The 16396-nt window shown below is 43.3% G+C and carries 19 protein-coding genes; all 19 read right to left on the bottom strand.

What is annotated here, in order from left to right:
- Positions 1-457 precede the first annotated feature (457 nt).
- A complete protein-coding gene (locus tag BN3456_RS16635) occupies positions 458-859 on the bottom strand; it encodes an NAD-binding protein (RefSeq protein ID WP_347458061.1) in 402 nt (133 codons plus the stop codon).
- A gap of 263 nt (positions 860-1122) precedes the next feature.
- Positions 1123-2535, bottom strand: a complete 1413-nt coding sequence (locus BN3456_RS13115) for a sugar transferase (RefSeq protein ID WP_089984758.1) — start codon at positions 2533-2535, stop codon at positions 1123-1125.
- Between the two features lie 30 nt (positions 2536-2565).
- Complete coding sequence (locus BN3456_RS13110) at positions 2566-3993, bottom strand: LCP family glycopolymer transferase (RefSeq protein ID WP_242862880.1); 1428 nt, start codon at positions 3991-3993, stop codon at positions 2566-2568.
- Positions 3994-4010: 17 nt separating this feature from the next.
- Complete coding sequence (locus BN3456_RS13105) at positions 4011-4733, bottom strand: immunoglobulin-like domain-containing protein (RefSeq protein WP_089984756.1); 723 nt, start codon at positions 4731-4733, stop codon at positions 4011-4013.
- 12 nt (positions 4734-4745) lie between these two features.
- On the bottom strand, positions 4746-5432 hold the full coding sequence (locus BN3456_RS13100; protein ID WP_089984754.1) for a polysaccharide biosynthesis tyrosine autokinase: 687 nt from the start codon (positions 5430-5432) through the stop codon (positions 4746-4748).
- 19 nt (positions 5433-5451) lie between these two features.
- Positions 5452-6225 carry a YveK family protein gene (locus BN3456_RS13095; RefSeq protein ID WP_089984753.1) on the bottom strand — a complete coding sequence of 258 codons (774 nt, stop codon included), beginning with the start codon at positions 6223-6225 and terminating at the stop codon, positions 5452-5454.
- A 2-nt stretch (positions 6226-6227) separates the two neighbouring features.
- Entirely contained in the window at positions 6228-6950 is a 723-nt protein-coding gene (locus BN3456_RS13090; protein WP_089984751.1) for a CpsB/CapC family capsule biosynthesis tyrosine phosphatase, read from the bottom strand.
- A 353-nt stretch (positions 6951-7303) separates the two neighbouring features.
- Positions 7304-7576, bottom strand: a complete 273-nt coding sequence (locus BN3456_RS13085) for a GHKL domain-containing protein (RefSeq protein ID WP_089984750.1) — start codon at positions 7574-7576, stop codon at positions 7304-7306.
- Entirely contained in the window at positions 7573-8283 is a 711-nt protein-coding gene (locus BN3456_RS13080; protein WP_089984749.1) for a LytR/AlgR family response regulator transcription factor, read from the bottom strand. The genes BN3456_RS13085 and BN3456_RS13080 overlap by 4 nt, the downstream gene beginning before the upstream one ends.
- A 121-nt stretch (positions 8284-8404) precedes the next feature.
- Positions 8405-8623 (bottom strand): hypothetical protein, encoded by a 219-nt coding sequence (locus BN3456_RS13075; protein ID WP_089984748.1) that lies wholly within the window; start codon positions 8621-8623, stop codon positions 8405-8407.
- A gap of 23 nt (positions 8624-8646) precedes the next feature.
- Positions 8647-9309, bottom strand: coding sequence for a glycoside hydrolase family 3 N-terminal domain-containing protein (locus BN3456_RS16095; RefSeq protein WP_207644109.1), 663 nt, complete (start codon positions 9307-9309; stop codon positions 8647-8649).
- Positions 9276-9716 (bottom strand): hypothetical protein, encoded by a 441-nt coding sequence (locus tag BN3456_RS16090; protein WP_207644108.1) that lies wholly within the window; start codon positions 9714-9716, stop codon positions 9276-9278. The genes BN3456_RS16095 and BN3456_RS16090 overlap by 34 nt, the downstream gene beginning before the upstream one ends.
- Positions 9691-9966 carry a hypothetical protein gene (locus tag BN3456_RS16085; RefSeq protein ID WP_207644107.1) on the bottom strand — a complete coding sequence of 92 codons (276 nt, stop codon included), beginning with the start codon at positions 9964-9966 and terminating at the stop codon, positions 9691-9693. The genes BN3456_RS16090 and BN3456_RS16085 overlap by 26 nt, the downstream gene beginning before the upstream one ends.
- A 92-nt stretch (positions 9967-10058) precedes the next feature.
- Positions 10059-10217, bottom strand: coding sequence for a hypothetical protein (locus BN3456_RS15965; RefSeq protein ID WP_176699197.1), 159 nt, complete (start codon positions 10215-10217; stop codon positions 10059-10061).
- Positions 10218-10284: 67 nt separating this feature from the next.
- On the bottom strand, positions 10285-10827 hold the full coding sequence (locus tag BN3456_RS13065) for a DUF3877 family protein (RefSeq protein ID WP_089984746.1): 543 nt from the start codon (positions 10825-10827) through the stop codon (positions 10285-10287).
- Between the two features lie 77 nt (positions 10828-10904).
- On the bottom strand, positions 10905-12437 hold the full coding sequence (gene clpX, locus BN3456_RS13060; RefSeq protein WP_089984745.1) for an ATP-dependent Clp protease ATP-binding subunit ClpX: 1533 nt from the start codon (positions 12435-12437) through the stop codon (positions 10905-10907).
- A gap of 101 nt (positions 12438-12538) precedes the next feature.
- On the bottom strand, positions 12539-14494 hold the full coding sequence (gene ligA / locus BN3456_RS13055) for an NAD-dependent DNA ligase LigA (RefSeq protein ID WP_089984743.1): 1956 nt from the start codon (positions 14492-14494) through the stop codon (positions 12539-12541).
- Positions 14495-14496: 2 nt separating this feature from the next.
- On the bottom strand, positions 14497-15243 hold the full coding sequence (locus BN3456_RS13050) for a pseudouridine synthase (protein WP_089984741.1): 747 nt from the start codon (positions 15241-15243) through the stop codon (positions 14497-14499).
- The gene (locus tag BN3456_RS13045) at positions 15236-16390 is read right to left on the bottom strand and encodes a DHHW family protein (protein ID WP_089984739.1); all 1155 of its coding nucleotides are present in this window, start codon (positions 16388-16390) and stop codon (positions 15236-15238) included. Before BN3456_RS13045 ends, BN3456_RS13050 begins: the two co-directional genes overlap by 8 nt.
- Positions 16391-16396: the final 6 nt, after the last annotated feature.

Genomic DNA, 16396 nt, shown 5'->3' with positions numbered 1-16396 from the left:
ACACTCGTTTCTATTCCTCTATAACCGAAGTGATGTTTTATACAGTCGAACCCCGTATACCCGGCAATGACGTTTTTTCTAAGTGTTGGATTGTTGAATCGAATCCTGTCGGTGCATGAGTTTTGTTAAAACTGTATATATCACACAGGTCAATTCTCGCCATTCATTGTTCACAATGAACAAATCATTCACTCTCACTGCACAAAACATGTAATTATCATCACCATCCAAGCTCTACTCAACAGCTGTTTTATGAAGTAGAAATCATCTGTTTTTCTCTATTTTTCATGACTCAACAAACCGTAATGATGTAGGTGTCATTAGTGGGTCAGATAGTGTACTCAACAGCAGTTTCAGACGTTAATGATAAACTCATAGATTTTTGTTGTTTTATCCTGTTTTTTCGCCATTTCTATGATTCTTCTGAAAAAGATGTGCCAATTTTGTGCCACAAGGCTCAAAAGTTCAGCGATTTGTACAATCTCTCAAAGTCATATCGTCGCGCAACTGTTAAATGTGACGAATTTCGGTGGCGTGTAAAGTGTGCAAAATAGGCTCTTTTTGACGTTGCTACGTCAATACGGTTTGTTGAGTAGACATTTGTGGGCGCAGCTATGACAACGAAATCAGCAGTAGAATATGCAGCCTTCGCATCCAGTGTTGCAGTCAGGTCCAGATCCTTTTCTGCCAGATACTTTTCAATGTAATCATCCTGAATCAGAGAATTGCGGTTGTTAATCATCTCAACCTTCTCCGGAACAATATCCACTGCGGTTACCTTGTGGTGCTGGCTCAACAGCGTGGCAATCGAAAGACCCACATAACCACTTCCCGCAACAGCAATCTTGTAATTCTTCATAGTATTTACTCCTTCGGTCCTCCTCGAACCCCATCCCATAGAAATGTTATTTCTATGTACACATCTAATCGGATGGTATCTCTATATAAAACCGTGCGAGTATCTACCCCACAGGCGTTTATCCCATTCATCAGCTAAACCATTCGACTTACTACCTCTTGTCCCTATTATGCCCTATCCCAATCCAAGAACATTCGTAATGTAAAAACTTCAGATACATCTGTAACACTTTTGACTCATTAACAGAAATATGTTGCATTTTTCTAAACCGCCCCTTTCTGCCCCACCACTATCATCACTGTCTTCCAGATCATCTTTATATCCATCCCCAGTGTCCACTCCGATATATACTTGGCATCCAGTGTCACAATCTCTTCAAAATCCACAATATCGCTTCTCCCGCTTACCTGCCACATCCCGGTCAGCCCCGGTCTCATGGCCAGTCTCTTTCTGTGCCGGAGTTCATATCTTTCATATTCGTCTACTGTAGGAGGTCTTGTCCCCACCAGGCTCATATCCCCTTTCAGCACATTCCAGAACTGGGGAAATTCATCAATGCTGCTTTTCCTAAGGAAATGTCCTATAGGTATAATTCTGGGGTCATTATCCATCTTGAACATGAAACCATCCATCTTGTTCTGTGCCAGCAATTCTTTTTTCCGTTCTTCTGCATCAGGATACATAGTGCGGAACTTATAAATCTTGAATCGTCTTCCATTTCTCCCCACCCGCTCCTGGGCAAAGAATATAGGTCCCGGTGACTGTCTTTTTATGATGGGAGCAAATATAATAAAAACAATACCTGTTGCCAGCAGTCCCACCAACCCCCCAAGGATATCAATGAAACGCTTGAAAAACAGCTGCTGTGAGGAAGCAAATTTCATGCCGGAGGAGAGAACCATAAAACCTGCAAACTGGTGTATCATCTTGTTCTCTACGGTCGGTGTAAATCTGGCAAGATTTATATGTACGACCAAACCCATGCTCACAAAGATTCCCATAAGTCTCTCTGCTTCTTTTTCATATCCAGGCAAATCGATGAATACCTCATCCACAATATTTTCCTGGATATACGCAATCATATGATCTTTATCGGCCACAACCGGTACGTATTTTATTTCTGTACCCACCTTATCTGAGGTATCATACAGTGCACAGGCACTTAGCTGATAATTTCTATAAGGCTGCAGCAGCCCTTCAATAGCATCTTCTATCCGGTCTTCCGTAGATATAATCAAAACTTTCCGCATTTTCTTTCTGCTGCGTATCCGCAGCCTAATAATCCGTTTCCAGAATAACCGGACAGCCAGTGTAATAAATGCACTGATCGGATACATGGACAGCACAATGATTCGTGAATATGAGTCAGATTCTTTAAACGCAAACATCCACACAATCAATCCTAAGGTTATGAATCCACAATGAGACAATGATTGCTTTATCTCTTTCATATATCCCCGCCGGATAATTCCTCTATAGCTGCTCAGTAAAAAGGCCGCCATAATACTCATCAAAATAATTGCCCAAATCATATTTTGATAATGTTCCGAAAAGCCATTTTCCAGACCCTTGTTCCTTATGAAATATGAAATGAAAAATGCTGCTTCCAAACTTACAACATCCAATATCATAAAGTCTAAATGTTTCACCCAGCCCTTTATAATATCCTGATACATGGTTTTCCCCTCCCCATAGATGTTCAGATATTACTTTTCTTCCGCTACCTGCGCCATCTTTTTCGATATTTCCTGTATGGACTGCTCATTTGGATTCATCACATACAGTATTTCATCCCCGGACGAAAAGCACGTCTGATTATCCCCGGTTCCTGTAGCCGCTGCAGATTCGATGGACCAGGCTGAGCTGTCTGAAAGTTGTAAGTTGATGAATTTTGCCATTTCCTCCTGGGTCATGTTTGTCTCAACGCTGTCACCCACACTTGCAATGATCTGGTTTGCATTTGTCAGAATTGCCGGTGACATGGCTTTATTTAAAATTGCTGTAAGTACAGCTTCCTGATTTTTTCCTCTCTGGTTATCTCCTGCTTCAAAACTGTATCTTTCTCTTGAAAATCCCAGAGCTATTGCTCCGTCCATATGATTGATACCTTTTTTTATTTCATAGCTGCCATGTGTTGTTGTAAAGGCATATTCTGAATTTACATCGACTCCGCCAAGAGCATCCACAATATGTATCAGAGAAGTGAAGTTTACTCTGGCATAGTATGAAATATCTATTTTGTAGATACTCTCCAGGGTTTTCATGGAAACATCAACCCCGTAAATACCTGCATGGGTCAGCTTGTCCTTTTGTTCCCCGGAGACTCCCAAAATGGGCACGTAGTAATCTCGGGGCGTTGTTGTGAGCAATATTTTTCTTGTATTTGGATTTACAGTCATGATAATATTTACATCACTTCTGCTGTTCGTTGTAATAGGACCGTCCACATCAATTCCACTTATATACACGTTAAACGGCTTTTGGATATTTGTCTCTTTCTGCTCAATCTCTGTATTGATACCATATTGATACAATATCCTCACCTGGTCGGAATAACCTTCCACAGCGTCGTCAATGATTCCGGCGAAAGCTTCATTATAGATGGCTGCTTCAATTCGTCCTTTGAGAAGGGCCTCAGCCTCATCGGAGGGTGTTGCATATTCTTCTATCTTTATCTCCTGGCCCAGTGCTTTTTCTATATCTTCTTTCATCAGCCGGTTATTTTCCTGATCCACAGATTTCTGCATCCCAAATCGGTAGCCTTTGGCATCCAGCAGATTTGATGCGGGACTTTCCTTTTTCACCACTACAATCATATTGTCTGTTTTATAGGAAGCTCCGCCTACATCCTCCATCAGTTTGTCCGCCTTGAGCATATAGACGATACCGATGCCCATCCCGGCACTGATTAGCATACTCAGAACAATTCCAGCTATATATATTTTGTTCCTCAGAAATTGAAGTCCGAAAGTAATGCCGAACAGTACCAGCATGACAACTGCTGCCGCAATTATATATCTCATCGGAAGTACACCGCTGTTCCAGATAACTATCAGCAGCCCCGCCGAAAGAATCAGCTGCACCAAAGTAAGTAGTTTTCCACCCATATGAAGAGTTTTTCCCCTTTTGTCCATATAAATATGTCTCCTTCTTATTGTACGGTCAGGGTAAGTGGCCTTGCCTCTGATGTATTTCCGTCGCTGTCTGTCACATAATAATTCAGTTGATAATCGCCGGGCGTGTAAATATCATAATCACCTTCCACAGTGATCTGCTGTAATAAAACGTCGGGGGCATCTGTTGCATCCGAAACACCCGCCACTACACTTAAAGGATCAAATTCAGTCCCTGCCTCAATGACTGCCTGGCCGGTACTCAATGCAAGGTCGGGAGCTGCATTAGCCTGTTCCTCTTTTTCGAGAGCTGCATCCTGTTCCGCTTTTTCTGCCACCTGCTCAGATTCTTTTGCCTCAGCATCCACTGCCTCTATATCATCGCTTGCATTGTCTTCTGCTGGATCTGCATCCTCATTAGTTTCTTTATGAGCGTCTGCCATATATTTAACAATCCGAGTGGCTGTTCCCACGTTTTTTCTCTTATCAATAACCCCGTAACTTATGACCGCTTTTCCATCCTCTGTAGGAATAATCCGATCTACAAAGACTTTGCTGCTTAAGTCGCCGTCCCTGTTGTCCTTTGCTTTTACTCCCTTTAATAAGGAGTCATAGTCACCGCCTTCGTGGTATGTAATATTCATTTTCTTGACGCTGATTTTTGGGGGCTGTTTATCCTGGCCAACATATAGGAAAAATCCAATAACGCATAAAATGGCACAGCCCATCAGTAACATAACTGTAAGTAACCGCTGTTTCATCTCCCGCATCTCCTATTTTTTTCCATATTCTCCATAGTATTTTCCATAGTATTTGCCGTAATATTTATTCTGTTTCATATCCACCTTGTTCAGGACCACACCAAGAATCGGACAATCTGATTTCTCCAATTGTTCTTTTACTGCCCGTGCAAACTTATAGCTGATTGTATTAGCTGCAATCACCAGTACAGAGGCATCACATTGTTTTGCTATGATTGCGCTGTCAATAACGCTCCCAAGGGGTGGTGCATCTATAATAATGTAGTCATAGACTTTTTTTGCACTTTCTATCAGAGATTTGAATTTGTACTGTCCCAGAAGTTCTGCCGGATTTGGGGGGACAACCCCTGCAAACATCACAACCAGTCCCGGTTCCTGGGTCTGGTACATGATATCACTGACCTTGGCCTGTCCTGCCAGGAAGTGAGACAATCCTTTGATTGGCCCTGTGACCTTGTGGCGTCCGGTTAATACAGATTTTCTCAGATCGGCATCTACAAACAGTACTTTTTTTCCGGCCTCAGCCAGAGAATCTGCCAGTGCCAGGGAAACTGTACTTTTACCCTCGTTTGGGGTGCAGCTTGTAAGCACGATTGCTTTGTTGTCTTCCCCGGAAAATTCAATATTTGTACGTAAGGTTTTATAGGCTTCATTGCTCCTGTAATCCTTTTTTAATCCTCTTAAAACAATTTCCTGCATATTAAAAGCTCCCCTCCCTCTACTTCTTCATGTTCTTCGTGTACTGCCTGGTTGATAAGCCTTTGGTCTTCTTAGACTTTTTCATACCCTCCTGAATCGGGATGGAGGTCAGCACGTTTAATCCAAGATAGTGTTCTACATCATCCGGTGTTTTGATTGTATCATCCAGTATATAAATAAGCGCGATTATTCCGATTGCCAAAATAATTCCCAGCATTCCTCCAATCGCCATATTTTTCATGGTGCTTGGAGAGGAGGGATCTGTGGGAAGGTTTCCTTCTTCTACTGTATTCACGGAATCTGCATTCATAATCTCTTTAATCTGTATGCTGACAGCTTCTCTGATTGCATCCGCAATCTCCTTGGCCTCCTTTGGATCTTCATTTTCTACAGATATCCTTAAGATTCGTGTATCCTGGGGAGTATCTACTGTAATCGTGTCTGACAGATCCTCTGCTTTCATATCCAGATTCAATACTGCAATAACCTGTTCCAGCACCGGCCGGCTTTTGACAAGCTCCATATAATCCTTCGTCAGCGATGTTCCTGTCTGGACATCACTGTATGTAAGACTTGTACTTCCTTCTTCTTTTGATAGGACATACAGCTTGGTTACCGAGGTATACATCGGTGTGATAATCAGCTTTGTTCCGATAAATGCAACCATTGCCATGGCAATTCCCGCTAATATTACTAAATGTAATCTTCTCCATATGATCATGAACAGTTCAGTCAGATCTATAGTTATCTCATTATTATCAATTTCAGGATTTACTGTTGTGTTCTGGTTCATATTTATTTTCTCTTCCTCAACAAGGTTGCTGCATTGCTGAAGAATACCCTCCTCATATAGTCTTCTCCGTATTTTTTCTTTACATGGGCTGCCGCCTTCTTCATCCGCGGAGCGCGTTTGTCAGAACTGTGGGCATCGGTCCCTACACCAAATACCATATCCCTCTCCATCAGCTCATTTACAAACTTTTTGGCTTTTCTTCCACTCTCTCCCGTAATGCTTCCTGCATTAATCTGGATGTTAACTCCCATGTCCCAAATGTGCTCTGCTGCATCGATATCATCTCGTAAGCTGGTATATCTTTCGGCATGAGCTAATATCACCTGATATCCCGCCATCTGTATTTGCTGCAGGCTCTGCTGTATGTAGCTGAAACTATCTGATGGTGAGAACTCAACAAGAACATAATTGCGTCTGTTAAGCGTTAAAATATCACCCTGACGCAGCTTATCAACGATATCCTGTCCGAAATAGATCTCCGTTCCCAAATAGATGCGGAACTTCTCATCAATCTGCCGTGCAAGCTTTCGCACTTCAGATAACTTCTTTCTCAGTACAGCAGGATGTTCATGTCCTCTGCGGGGGTGATAATGTGGTGTTGCTATGATAAAGCGTATTCCCTCTTCATAAGCAATCTGCAGCATCTCTATTGTTTGACTGATACTCGCAGCACCGTCATCCACTTCGGGAAGTATATGGCAATGCATGTCAATATATCTCTCCATTCAGCTAGCCCTCTAATACTCTAAAATTTTAAAATTGGGGCTTCTCAATGTGTCATTTGTGAAAATAACATCACACACGAAGTAAACCATCAATTTTAATATAAGACCAGTTTATCGCCTTTCGATAATATTGTCAACGAATATTGTCATTATTTGTTGTCACTAACCATAGTCGCAAAGTGGCCGAAGGGAACTTCGTTTGCATATGGTAAGTTTATATCTCCCTCTATGAATTGTCAACAAATTCTCGTATGTTTCAACATTTTCAAGTTATTTTGACTGCATCATGATATATATTTTCTTTACTGGTGTAAGGTGGACTGTCCCTTTTGCGCTTCATTTTCAGAATCGTTTTACATTTTACTTTTCAGTGGTATGAGTATCCGCAGTTCAAACCAGTTTTCTTCTATTTCTGCTGTTACTGATCCTCCATACTTTTTTACGGTGCTTATGATACTCTTCATCCCAAAACCGTGCAGGTGCTTGTCTTTTTTTGTCGTGACAGGGATTCCGTTTTTAAAGGTTACCGGTTCCTGGCAGTAGTTTTCTACCCGAATAAATACTGCCAGAAAGTAGGCAATCGAATAATAGTACCCCGGTGTATTCACCATTTCCATTCCACTCATTTGCCGGCCTCATTCATGTAATTATTCAGGGCATCAAGAAATGGCTTCCTCCGGGACCGGCTCACCTGTACCTTCCAGCCATTCACCATGATATCGCTTCCCTGAAAACCATCCACATATTCCATGTTTACCAGATAGCAGCGGCTGCATCGGTAAAAATTCCCCACATCCAGACTTTCCTGTGTATCCTTCATGGTTCCCTTGGTCATATATTCGCCGTCCACAGTCTGATAAATCAGATCATGGTCCGCCACCTCCACAAACATAATCCTGGATGTATCAAGTTTGACCCTGCCGCCTTTGACCGGGATTGTGATATATTTTTTCTCCCGGCGCTTCAGTCTTGTCAGGGCTCTGTCAATCCTCTGGGTAAAAGCAAAATAGGACAGAGGCTTCAGCACATAGTCCAGGGCATCCACCTTGTAACCCTCTATGGCATACTGGGGCATATTTGTAATAAAAATGATAATGACCTCTTCATCCTTGTGCCGTATGTTTTTTGCCGCAGTCATTCCGTCCATAAAAGTCATTTCTATGTCCATGAGAATAATATCAAAGTCCGCCGTATAATCTGTCACAATATCCTCTCCGTCAGAAAACACGGAAACCGCTATCTTCTCTTTCTTTTCCTTTTCATAGCGCAGCAAATATTCCTTTAGTTCAGATACATATTTTTTATCATCTTCTACCAGTGCGATACGAATCATGTCCTCATCCTCCTGCCCTTTATTATAGCAACAAATGTCTGCCCGAACAATAAAAATCAGGGACAGCATAATTGGTAAACTACCGGTTATACTGTCCCTGTCTTTTCCGTTGTTTTTTATATTAATCTACATTCTTTGTGCCCACCGGCATAAAGGAGGCGATGACGGAAATAATCCATGTTATCATAAACAGAACGATTCCCACAATTGCCTGTCTGCCGGCGCTAAATGCGGCTTTATTGCCCATCTCCAGGTTGGAACCAAAGATATAGCCAAAGGATTCCACACGCATGCCGATAAAGGTGACGGCGGACACTATGATCAGTACCGCCGCAACCACACGGCAGATATCTACTATAACCTTTAGTTTTCCTCCTTCTTGCCTTTTATAAAGAATGCCGCATACAGTGCCAGAGATAGTACGCTTAATCCGATACTTATATAGAAGATAACATTCATGGTCATCTCCCACCATGGAGTTACTTCCACAGTCTTTACATTCTGCGCAGCGCTGTGTGCGTAGGCATACAACTGATACTTCATGTCATCTTTTGCCATTGAAGCAAGGTTCTCATCCTTAGAGATCAGTTCCTTTGTCATATATGGCCAAGATTCTGTAACCTGCTGCATTGTCTCGTTTGTGCTGAAGTCCGCCATCATGGTCACGCCTGCATGAATACACATTTCAGGCCGGAAATATCCGGTGTTGTTCACCATATCGGTAGAGATCAGTCCCTTGTATCCCCACTCATCCCGGAGGATATTTCTCAAAAGTGCCACGGAACCGTTGACAGAGGCAGCTCTGATTCTTGTAAAGGAGGACATCATGCCCAGAATGTCGGAGTCTTCCACCGCTCCCTGGAAGGACCTGAGTTCGCCTTCACGGGCTTTTTGCTCTGTCATATAGGTAGCTACACCGCTTCGCTGTGTCTCCTGGTCGTTGAATGCAAAATGTTTTGCACCTACGATCACGCCATATTTCAATGCCCCTTCTACAGTGGCACAAGCCATGTCATTGGAAAGCATAGGATCTTCGGAGTAATATTAAAATTCCTTCCGTTGTATGCACTGCGATGCAGGTTTGCTGCAGTTCCCCAGATCAGCCAGTTGCCGCTCCAGAGGCCGTCATTTCCCATCAATTCTCCCCACTGATGAACTAGATCTTTATTGAAGGTACATGCAAGAATGACTTCATTTGCCATGGTTCCCATTGTAAATTCTGCATTCTTGTCTTTTTCATTTAAGCCTCGGCCGTTTAATGCTCCCCCGAAACCATTGGGTCCGTCGTTTTGATATACAAGAGGTGAACCGATCTCTTTGATAACATCGCTGGCACTTCCGCCTTTTATGATCTTTGCAAACAAAGTATCCACCGGAATCTCATTTACCAGTTCTTCCCACTGTGGATCATCGATATTGTCGTTTCCGGCCATATCCGAAAGCATTCAGGTTCTGTACCCATTCATCTGTCTTATCCCCGTCAATTGTAAGGTCATCGTACGTTTTGGGGAAGGTGCCCTCCCAGTCGCTTCTGGAGAGGTATGTCGCATAATCCGGCTTGTAGTAATTGACGTCTGCATCTGCTAGCTGGTTTACGATTTCTGTTCCATACACCCCAGCAGCACGCAAAAACAAAACGCACGCGAACGGTAGAAATTTAGACGTTAAAAATTCTTGTGTCATACTGCTATCCTTGTGGGTAAAAAAGCAGCCAAACTGTAACTAAAAGGGGACTGACCCTTTTGAGTTCCGTTTTCCGAATTGTTTGCGACAATTCAGAATTCGGTGTTCAAAAGGGACAGTCCCCTTTTTAATGCTGTCTTATTTTCCAGCGCTTCAATCCGTCTGGTCATATCCTTAAGCATTGCAAGTACTAAAGACATTTTATCGTCTGCCAGTTTGGATAATCTGTAATATTGCCGGGCTAACATCATTTTTGCCTCTGCGATGGTCCAAAATATTTGTTGGACAAACCTTACATCCCATCCCCGAAATGTGTTGCTAAAACCCCAGTGCCTCATAATCTTTCTGTGTAAAACGATGATAAGTTATATGCCCGCCTTCAAATTTGATACAATAACGGTAGGTATCCGGAATCCCATCCTCGAAATAAATCAGATAGTCAAACTCTCCATTTTGCAGTTCTTTACACTTCACGTGTGCCGAATATCGGGAGAACACTTCCTTAATGTTCTCAATACCACAATCACTATGCTGAATTTTTTCTATAAAGTCTCTCAAAAATCCCGTGTCCTTTACTGTCTCATGTACATATTCCATACCTTCCGCAGGTATTAAAATACAAAAGCGTGTGTGATTATGCGAGCAGGATACCTTTCCCAGTCTGCCTTTGACGAAACCACAAAAATCTTTCAGTGCCTCTTCCATTTCAGCAACGGATAACTCCGCCCCCAGCAGGCTGTTCAGAGATTCCAGAGGATAATAAAAACCCATGGAGCTTTTTGTATATCCAAGCTTAATATATGACTCTGCAATAGCATCTGTCAGGTTCTTTTCCAGTGCTTCAAAATCTAATTCCTGCATTATGAACTGCCTCCTGTAATCGAAACGGAACACGCAAGCATATCCGTTCGGCCCGTCAACCGCGTTTTAACGCAAGTTTAGCTCAGATACCCTGCCGCCTGGTTCTGCCCCAGCAGCGGCACTCTCTGCCCTCTCAATTCAATGACAGGCCCGCCGGTTCCTTCTATGTATTCCCTGGTAATCGTAACCTGCCCGATGTTGTCATCCTTGGGTATCTCATACATAATATCCAGCATAAATTCTTCTATGATTGCCCGCAGCGCTCTGGCTCCGGTATCTTTCTTCATTGCTTTTTCCGCTATAGCGCCAAGTGCGCCATCATCAAATTCGAGATTCACCTCATCCAGTGCAAGAAGCTTCTGATATTGCTTTAAGATTGCGTTCCTTGGCTCTTTGAGTATCTTGACGAGCATGTCCTTATCCAGTCCCTTCAGGGTAAAGATAATAGGCAGACGTCCGATAAACTCCGGTATCATCCCAAAGGTTCTCAAATCCTCCACTGTAACCTTGGAGAGGATCTCTTTGTCATGCTCATATTTATCCTTCAGTTCGGCGTTAAATCCCATTGCGGTCTTGCGGGATAGTCTCTCTTTAATAATCTCTTCCAGATCCGGGAATGCCCCTCCGCAGATAAAGAGAATATTCTTTGTATTCACGGTAGTCAGAGGAACCATAGCGTTCTTGCTGTTTGCACCTACAGGCACCTCCACTTCACTTCCCTCCAGCAGTTTTAACATGCCCTGCTGTACGGATTCCCCGCTGACATCTCTCTGGCTGGAACTCCGCTTCTTTGCGATTTTGTCGATCTCATCGATGAAAATAATTCCTTGCTCTGCACGCTCCACATCATTATCCGCAGCCGCCAGCAGCTTTGATACGACACTCTCTATATCGTCCCCTATGTAGCCAGCCTCTGTCAGAGAAGTGGCATCGGTAATTGCCAGAGGCACATCCAGAAGTCTGGCAAGCGTTTTTACAAGGTAGGTCTTTCCGCTTCCGGTAGGCCCTATCATCAACATATTAGATTTTTCAATCTCTATGTCATCCATCATGTTCGTGGCAACCCGCTTGTAGTGATTATATACTGCCACGGACATTGCTTTCTTGGCATATTCCTGCCCGACCACATATTCATCCAGCTGCGCCTTGATCTTATGAGGAGCCGGAATATCCTTAATACTCAAAGTATGATATTCTTTTGGCTTTTCCTTTTTCTTCTTTATCTTCTGGCTCTTAGGTGTTACATTCTCCATATCTGATAAATTCAAAAACTGCACACCCGGTATATTCATTAACTTGCTGTAATCAATGGAGCCGTTGGTCATGGCATCAAAGCTTTTCTGCATACAGTCTGAGCATACGGTCATATTATTCGGGAGATCTACCATCTTGCCCGCAACACTTTCCGGGCGGTGACAGATTATGCAATACTTTTCATACCCATCATCATCCTTGTCGTCGTCTTCACTCTGAGCAGTAATCTCTGCCTTGTCCCCGCGCCTGTCAGTCCGGTCTTCTGTGTCGCTGGGGTCTATGCGTTTATTCTCATCTTTTGTACCTGCTGCTTCTGTATCATCGGTTTCTTCTATAATTAAATCCTTATCTGACATAGTACCCTTCCTTTCTATCATAAGTCCATTATAATACAGTTGTGTTTCAGAGACAAATGAACTTTTTCTAAACCCTGCCAAATTGCGACCGTTTGGCCGAGTTATAGCAGCTCCAGGAATTCTTCTTCTGATATAATCGGAATATTGAGCTCCTTTGCCTTTTTATTTTTTGAAGATGCGGACTGTACGTCATTGTTAATCAGATAATTTGTCTTTGAGGTCACCGAACCTGTCACTTTGCCGCCTTTGGCCTCAATAAGCTCTTTAACTTCGCCGCGGTTTGCAAAGTGTTCCACATTTCCGGTAATAACGAAATTCATATTTTCAAATATCTGTTCTTCTTTTCCTTGTGTCTCTTCCCTGGGAATGTGCACTTCTCCTAAAAGTTTCTTGAACAGCTGCCGATTTTTTTCCTGTGCAAAGTAATCCACAAATTTCCGGGCAATCACACTGCCCACCCCAGATATTCTATTTAATTCCTCGACGGTGACATTCATCAGTCTTTCAGGATTATTATCCAGTTCCCTGCATATCATTTTCGCATTGGAAAGTCCCACATTAGCAATTCCAAGACTGTATACAAGTCTGGGCAGAGTGGTGTCCCTGGCATGATTGGCGCCTTTGATTAACCTCTCATAGGATTTCTTCCCAAACCCTTCCATGGACTTGATTTCTTCTTTATATCTGTCCAGATGAAAAATGTCTGAAAAGTCCTTTATAAAGCCCCTGGCAATAAATTTTTCCAATGTTGCCTCTGAGAGGCCTTCTATATTCAGTGCGTCCCTGCTGACAAACAAATCAAAGGCTTTGATTTGTTTTGCCTGACAGAGCGGATTTATGCAGTATAAAGTTTTCGTATCATTTTCCATGGCAATCTTTGTCTCACCGCCGCACACCGGGCAGACTGCAGGGATGTCTTTCACCCCACTGCGGGTCAGGTTTTCTGCAATCTGAGGGATAATCATATTCGCTTTGTAAACCTGTATTTCATCCCCCACTCCCAGCTCCAGATTCTCCAGTATGCTGATATTGTGAACACTGGCACGGCTGACTGTAGTCCCTTCCAGCTCCACAGGCTCAAAAACCGCAATAGGATTAATAAGCCCGGTCCGGGAGGGACTCCACTGTATTTTCAAAAGTTTTGTTTCTTTTATTTCATCCATCCATTTAAAGGCATAGGAATCTCTGGGAAACTTTGCCGTCCTTCCCAGGGACTGCCCATAGGCGATATCATCATAGACAAGAACAAGCCCGTCTGACGGAAAATCATTTTCTGAAATTTTTTCTGCAAACCAGGAAACTTCTTCCTCCAGCTTATCTGCCGTCACCAGGTGGTTTTCCACTACCTCAAAGCCCTGATTCTCCAGCCACTTCAGCTGCTCATACCGGGAATTGTGAAAATCGACTTCTTCTGCACTCACCAACGTGAAGGCCAGAAAGTGGACATTTCTTCTGGACGTAATCTCACTGTTCAGTTGGCGGACAGAACCGCTGCAGAGGTTTCTGGGATTCTTATATTTGGCATCCACACTTTCAATCTGATCATTGATCCTCTGAAAATCCTTATAGCCGATGATGGCTTCGCCTCTTAGAACCAATTCCCCTTTGTAGGGTATGTGGATGGGCAGGTTTTTGAATGCCCTTGCATTGCTTGTAATAACCTCGCCCACCTCACCGTTTCCTCTCGTAACTGCTTTTGCAAGGGTGCCGTCCCGATAGGTCAGGACAATCGTAAGTCCATCCAGTTTCCAGGATATGACTGCCTTCTGATTCCCAATAAATGCTTTGAATTGGTTTACATCTTTCGTTTTGTCCAGTGAAAGCATGGGGCGCTCATGGCGTTCTTTGGGCAGTTCGCTTAATACTTCATACCCCACATTCACAGTGGGACTGGAGGCAAGTGTTGTTCCCAATTCTTGTTCCAGTCCCAAAAGTTCATCGTATAACTTATCGTATTCGTAATTACTCATGATCTCCGTGTTTTCCTGTTCATAGACGCGGCGTGCACGGTTTAAGAGCTCCACCAGCTCTAGCATTCTCTTTTTCGTCTCTGTCATATCTACTCTCCTGCCTGCTGAAGTTGTGCGTACAGGCGATTTAATTCCCCGTCGGTCAGCTTCCTGTACTCCCCTTCTTTTAGTCTTCCCAATTCAATATTCATAATTCTGGTTCTAACCAAATCTTTCACCTGATATCCGCAGGCCTCGCACATTCTGCGTATCTGCCGGTTCAATCCCTGGGTCAGTATAATAGAAAAAGTATATTTTCCGAGCTTCTCCACCCTGCAGGGCCTGGTTACCGTATCCAATATAGGAACCCCCGAAGACATTTTTTCAAGAAAACCCGGAGTCACAGCTTTATCGACTGTCACTTTGTATTCCTTTTCATGCCGGTTTCTGGCACGCATCATTTGATTGATAATGTCCCCGTTGTTGGTCATAAGAAGCAGTCCCCGGGAATCTTTGTCCAACCGGCCCACATAGGTAACCCTGATGGGGAAATTTAGAAAACGCACAATACTGCTGCGTTCCCTGGGATCCTCTGTACAGACAATTCCCGCCGGCTTGTTCACTGCCAGAATCACCATCTCATCATTTCGAGATACACGCTTCTTCCCTACCTTTATAACCTGCCCTGGCAATACCTTTGTACCAACCGCAGCACGCCTGCCGTCCACGGTGACCTTGCCGCCTTCAATCAGGCGGTCTGCCTCCCGCCGGGAGCATACACCTGATGCACTTAAAAACTTGTTCAGCCTGACCGGGCCCTTTTTCTGTTCAAATTCCTCTTTTATACGATTACTCACTGCTTAACACTCCACTTATATTATTATCCTGAAAAAATGTATTTCCTCCGTACAGAAACAAAACATCTGTTATCCGATAGGTCTTCATAATGTCGTTCATTGTCCCTGAATAGTATTTCGGATCCACCATCACAATCTCCTGGAAGTACGGTGTCAGAAACGGCACAAAACAACTTGCCTGTGAATCTCTTATAATCAGCAGCTTTTTCTGATTATCTGCCATAGTCTTTATGTCTACTACCGAGGTGTTCCCGCCCAAAAAGACGTTGTACTTTTCTCTTGTCTTCAACATTTTTGTACTATACAAAGATGTGGTCTTTTTCTGTCCGTCCACGTAATTGACAATGACATCATTGTCCGCATCTTTCGGCACATAAATAGAGATTTCCTCGTCCACATCCAGCTCCCGCCCGCTTTTGGAAGCCAGAGAACCATTGAAATCTCCCGTCACAGGATAGGATGCATAACCGCTGGAAAAATCTGTCGTAATTCCAAGGGTCGAAGCTGCATCCTTGAAAGCATAAAACGCACCAAGTGTAGTCCAATGCGGGTCTGTTTTATAATATATCTTCTCGTCCTTGTGCTCCTTGAGAGCCTTGACTCCGTCTATCCACTGCACAGAATCACCCAGCTGTTTTTTAACCATAGAAATACTTGCATTCTGATCTGCCACTTCAGCCAGAGGCGGAAGACTACTGTTAATTACGGCAGCAGCATCCGGCACCAGAAGAAAGCTCATTGGTACATCAGGATGCTCTTTGGTAAATCCCTTAATTGCCGTCATACTGCTTTTCAGTGTTTCCTTGTCGGGAACTGCAATATCCTCCAGAAGCTGCCCTTTTTTCCCTATAAACACATCATTCTCTCTGCGGCTTCCTCCAAGGCGGTTCAAGGTCACCTTCAGCTTTCTTAAGACATTTCTTCCCATAAACTGGTCCGATTGATATTTTTCAAACTGCTGAGCATAGCTGCCTGATATGACAGCGCCAAGAGTCATCCGTGGTCTGCCGGTAAGCATTTTATTTTCCTCTTCGGAATCCTTTTTATTCGGCACAAGAAGATTTCCCAGTATAAGCACAAACACGCAAATGATAAATACTTTACCGACAAAGCTGTCTGTTCTAATTTTCTTTCTTCTATTTCTCATGTTTCC

Origin of the sequence: Clostridium sp. C105KSO13, assembly GCF_001517425.1 — a bacterium.
In the GTDB taxonomy this organism is placed as follows: Bacteria; Bacillota; Clostridia; order Lachnospirales; family Lachnospiraceae; genus Muricomes.
Note: the sequence above shows the minus strand (reverse complement) of the source record. Positions and strands in the feature narration are given on the sequence as shown.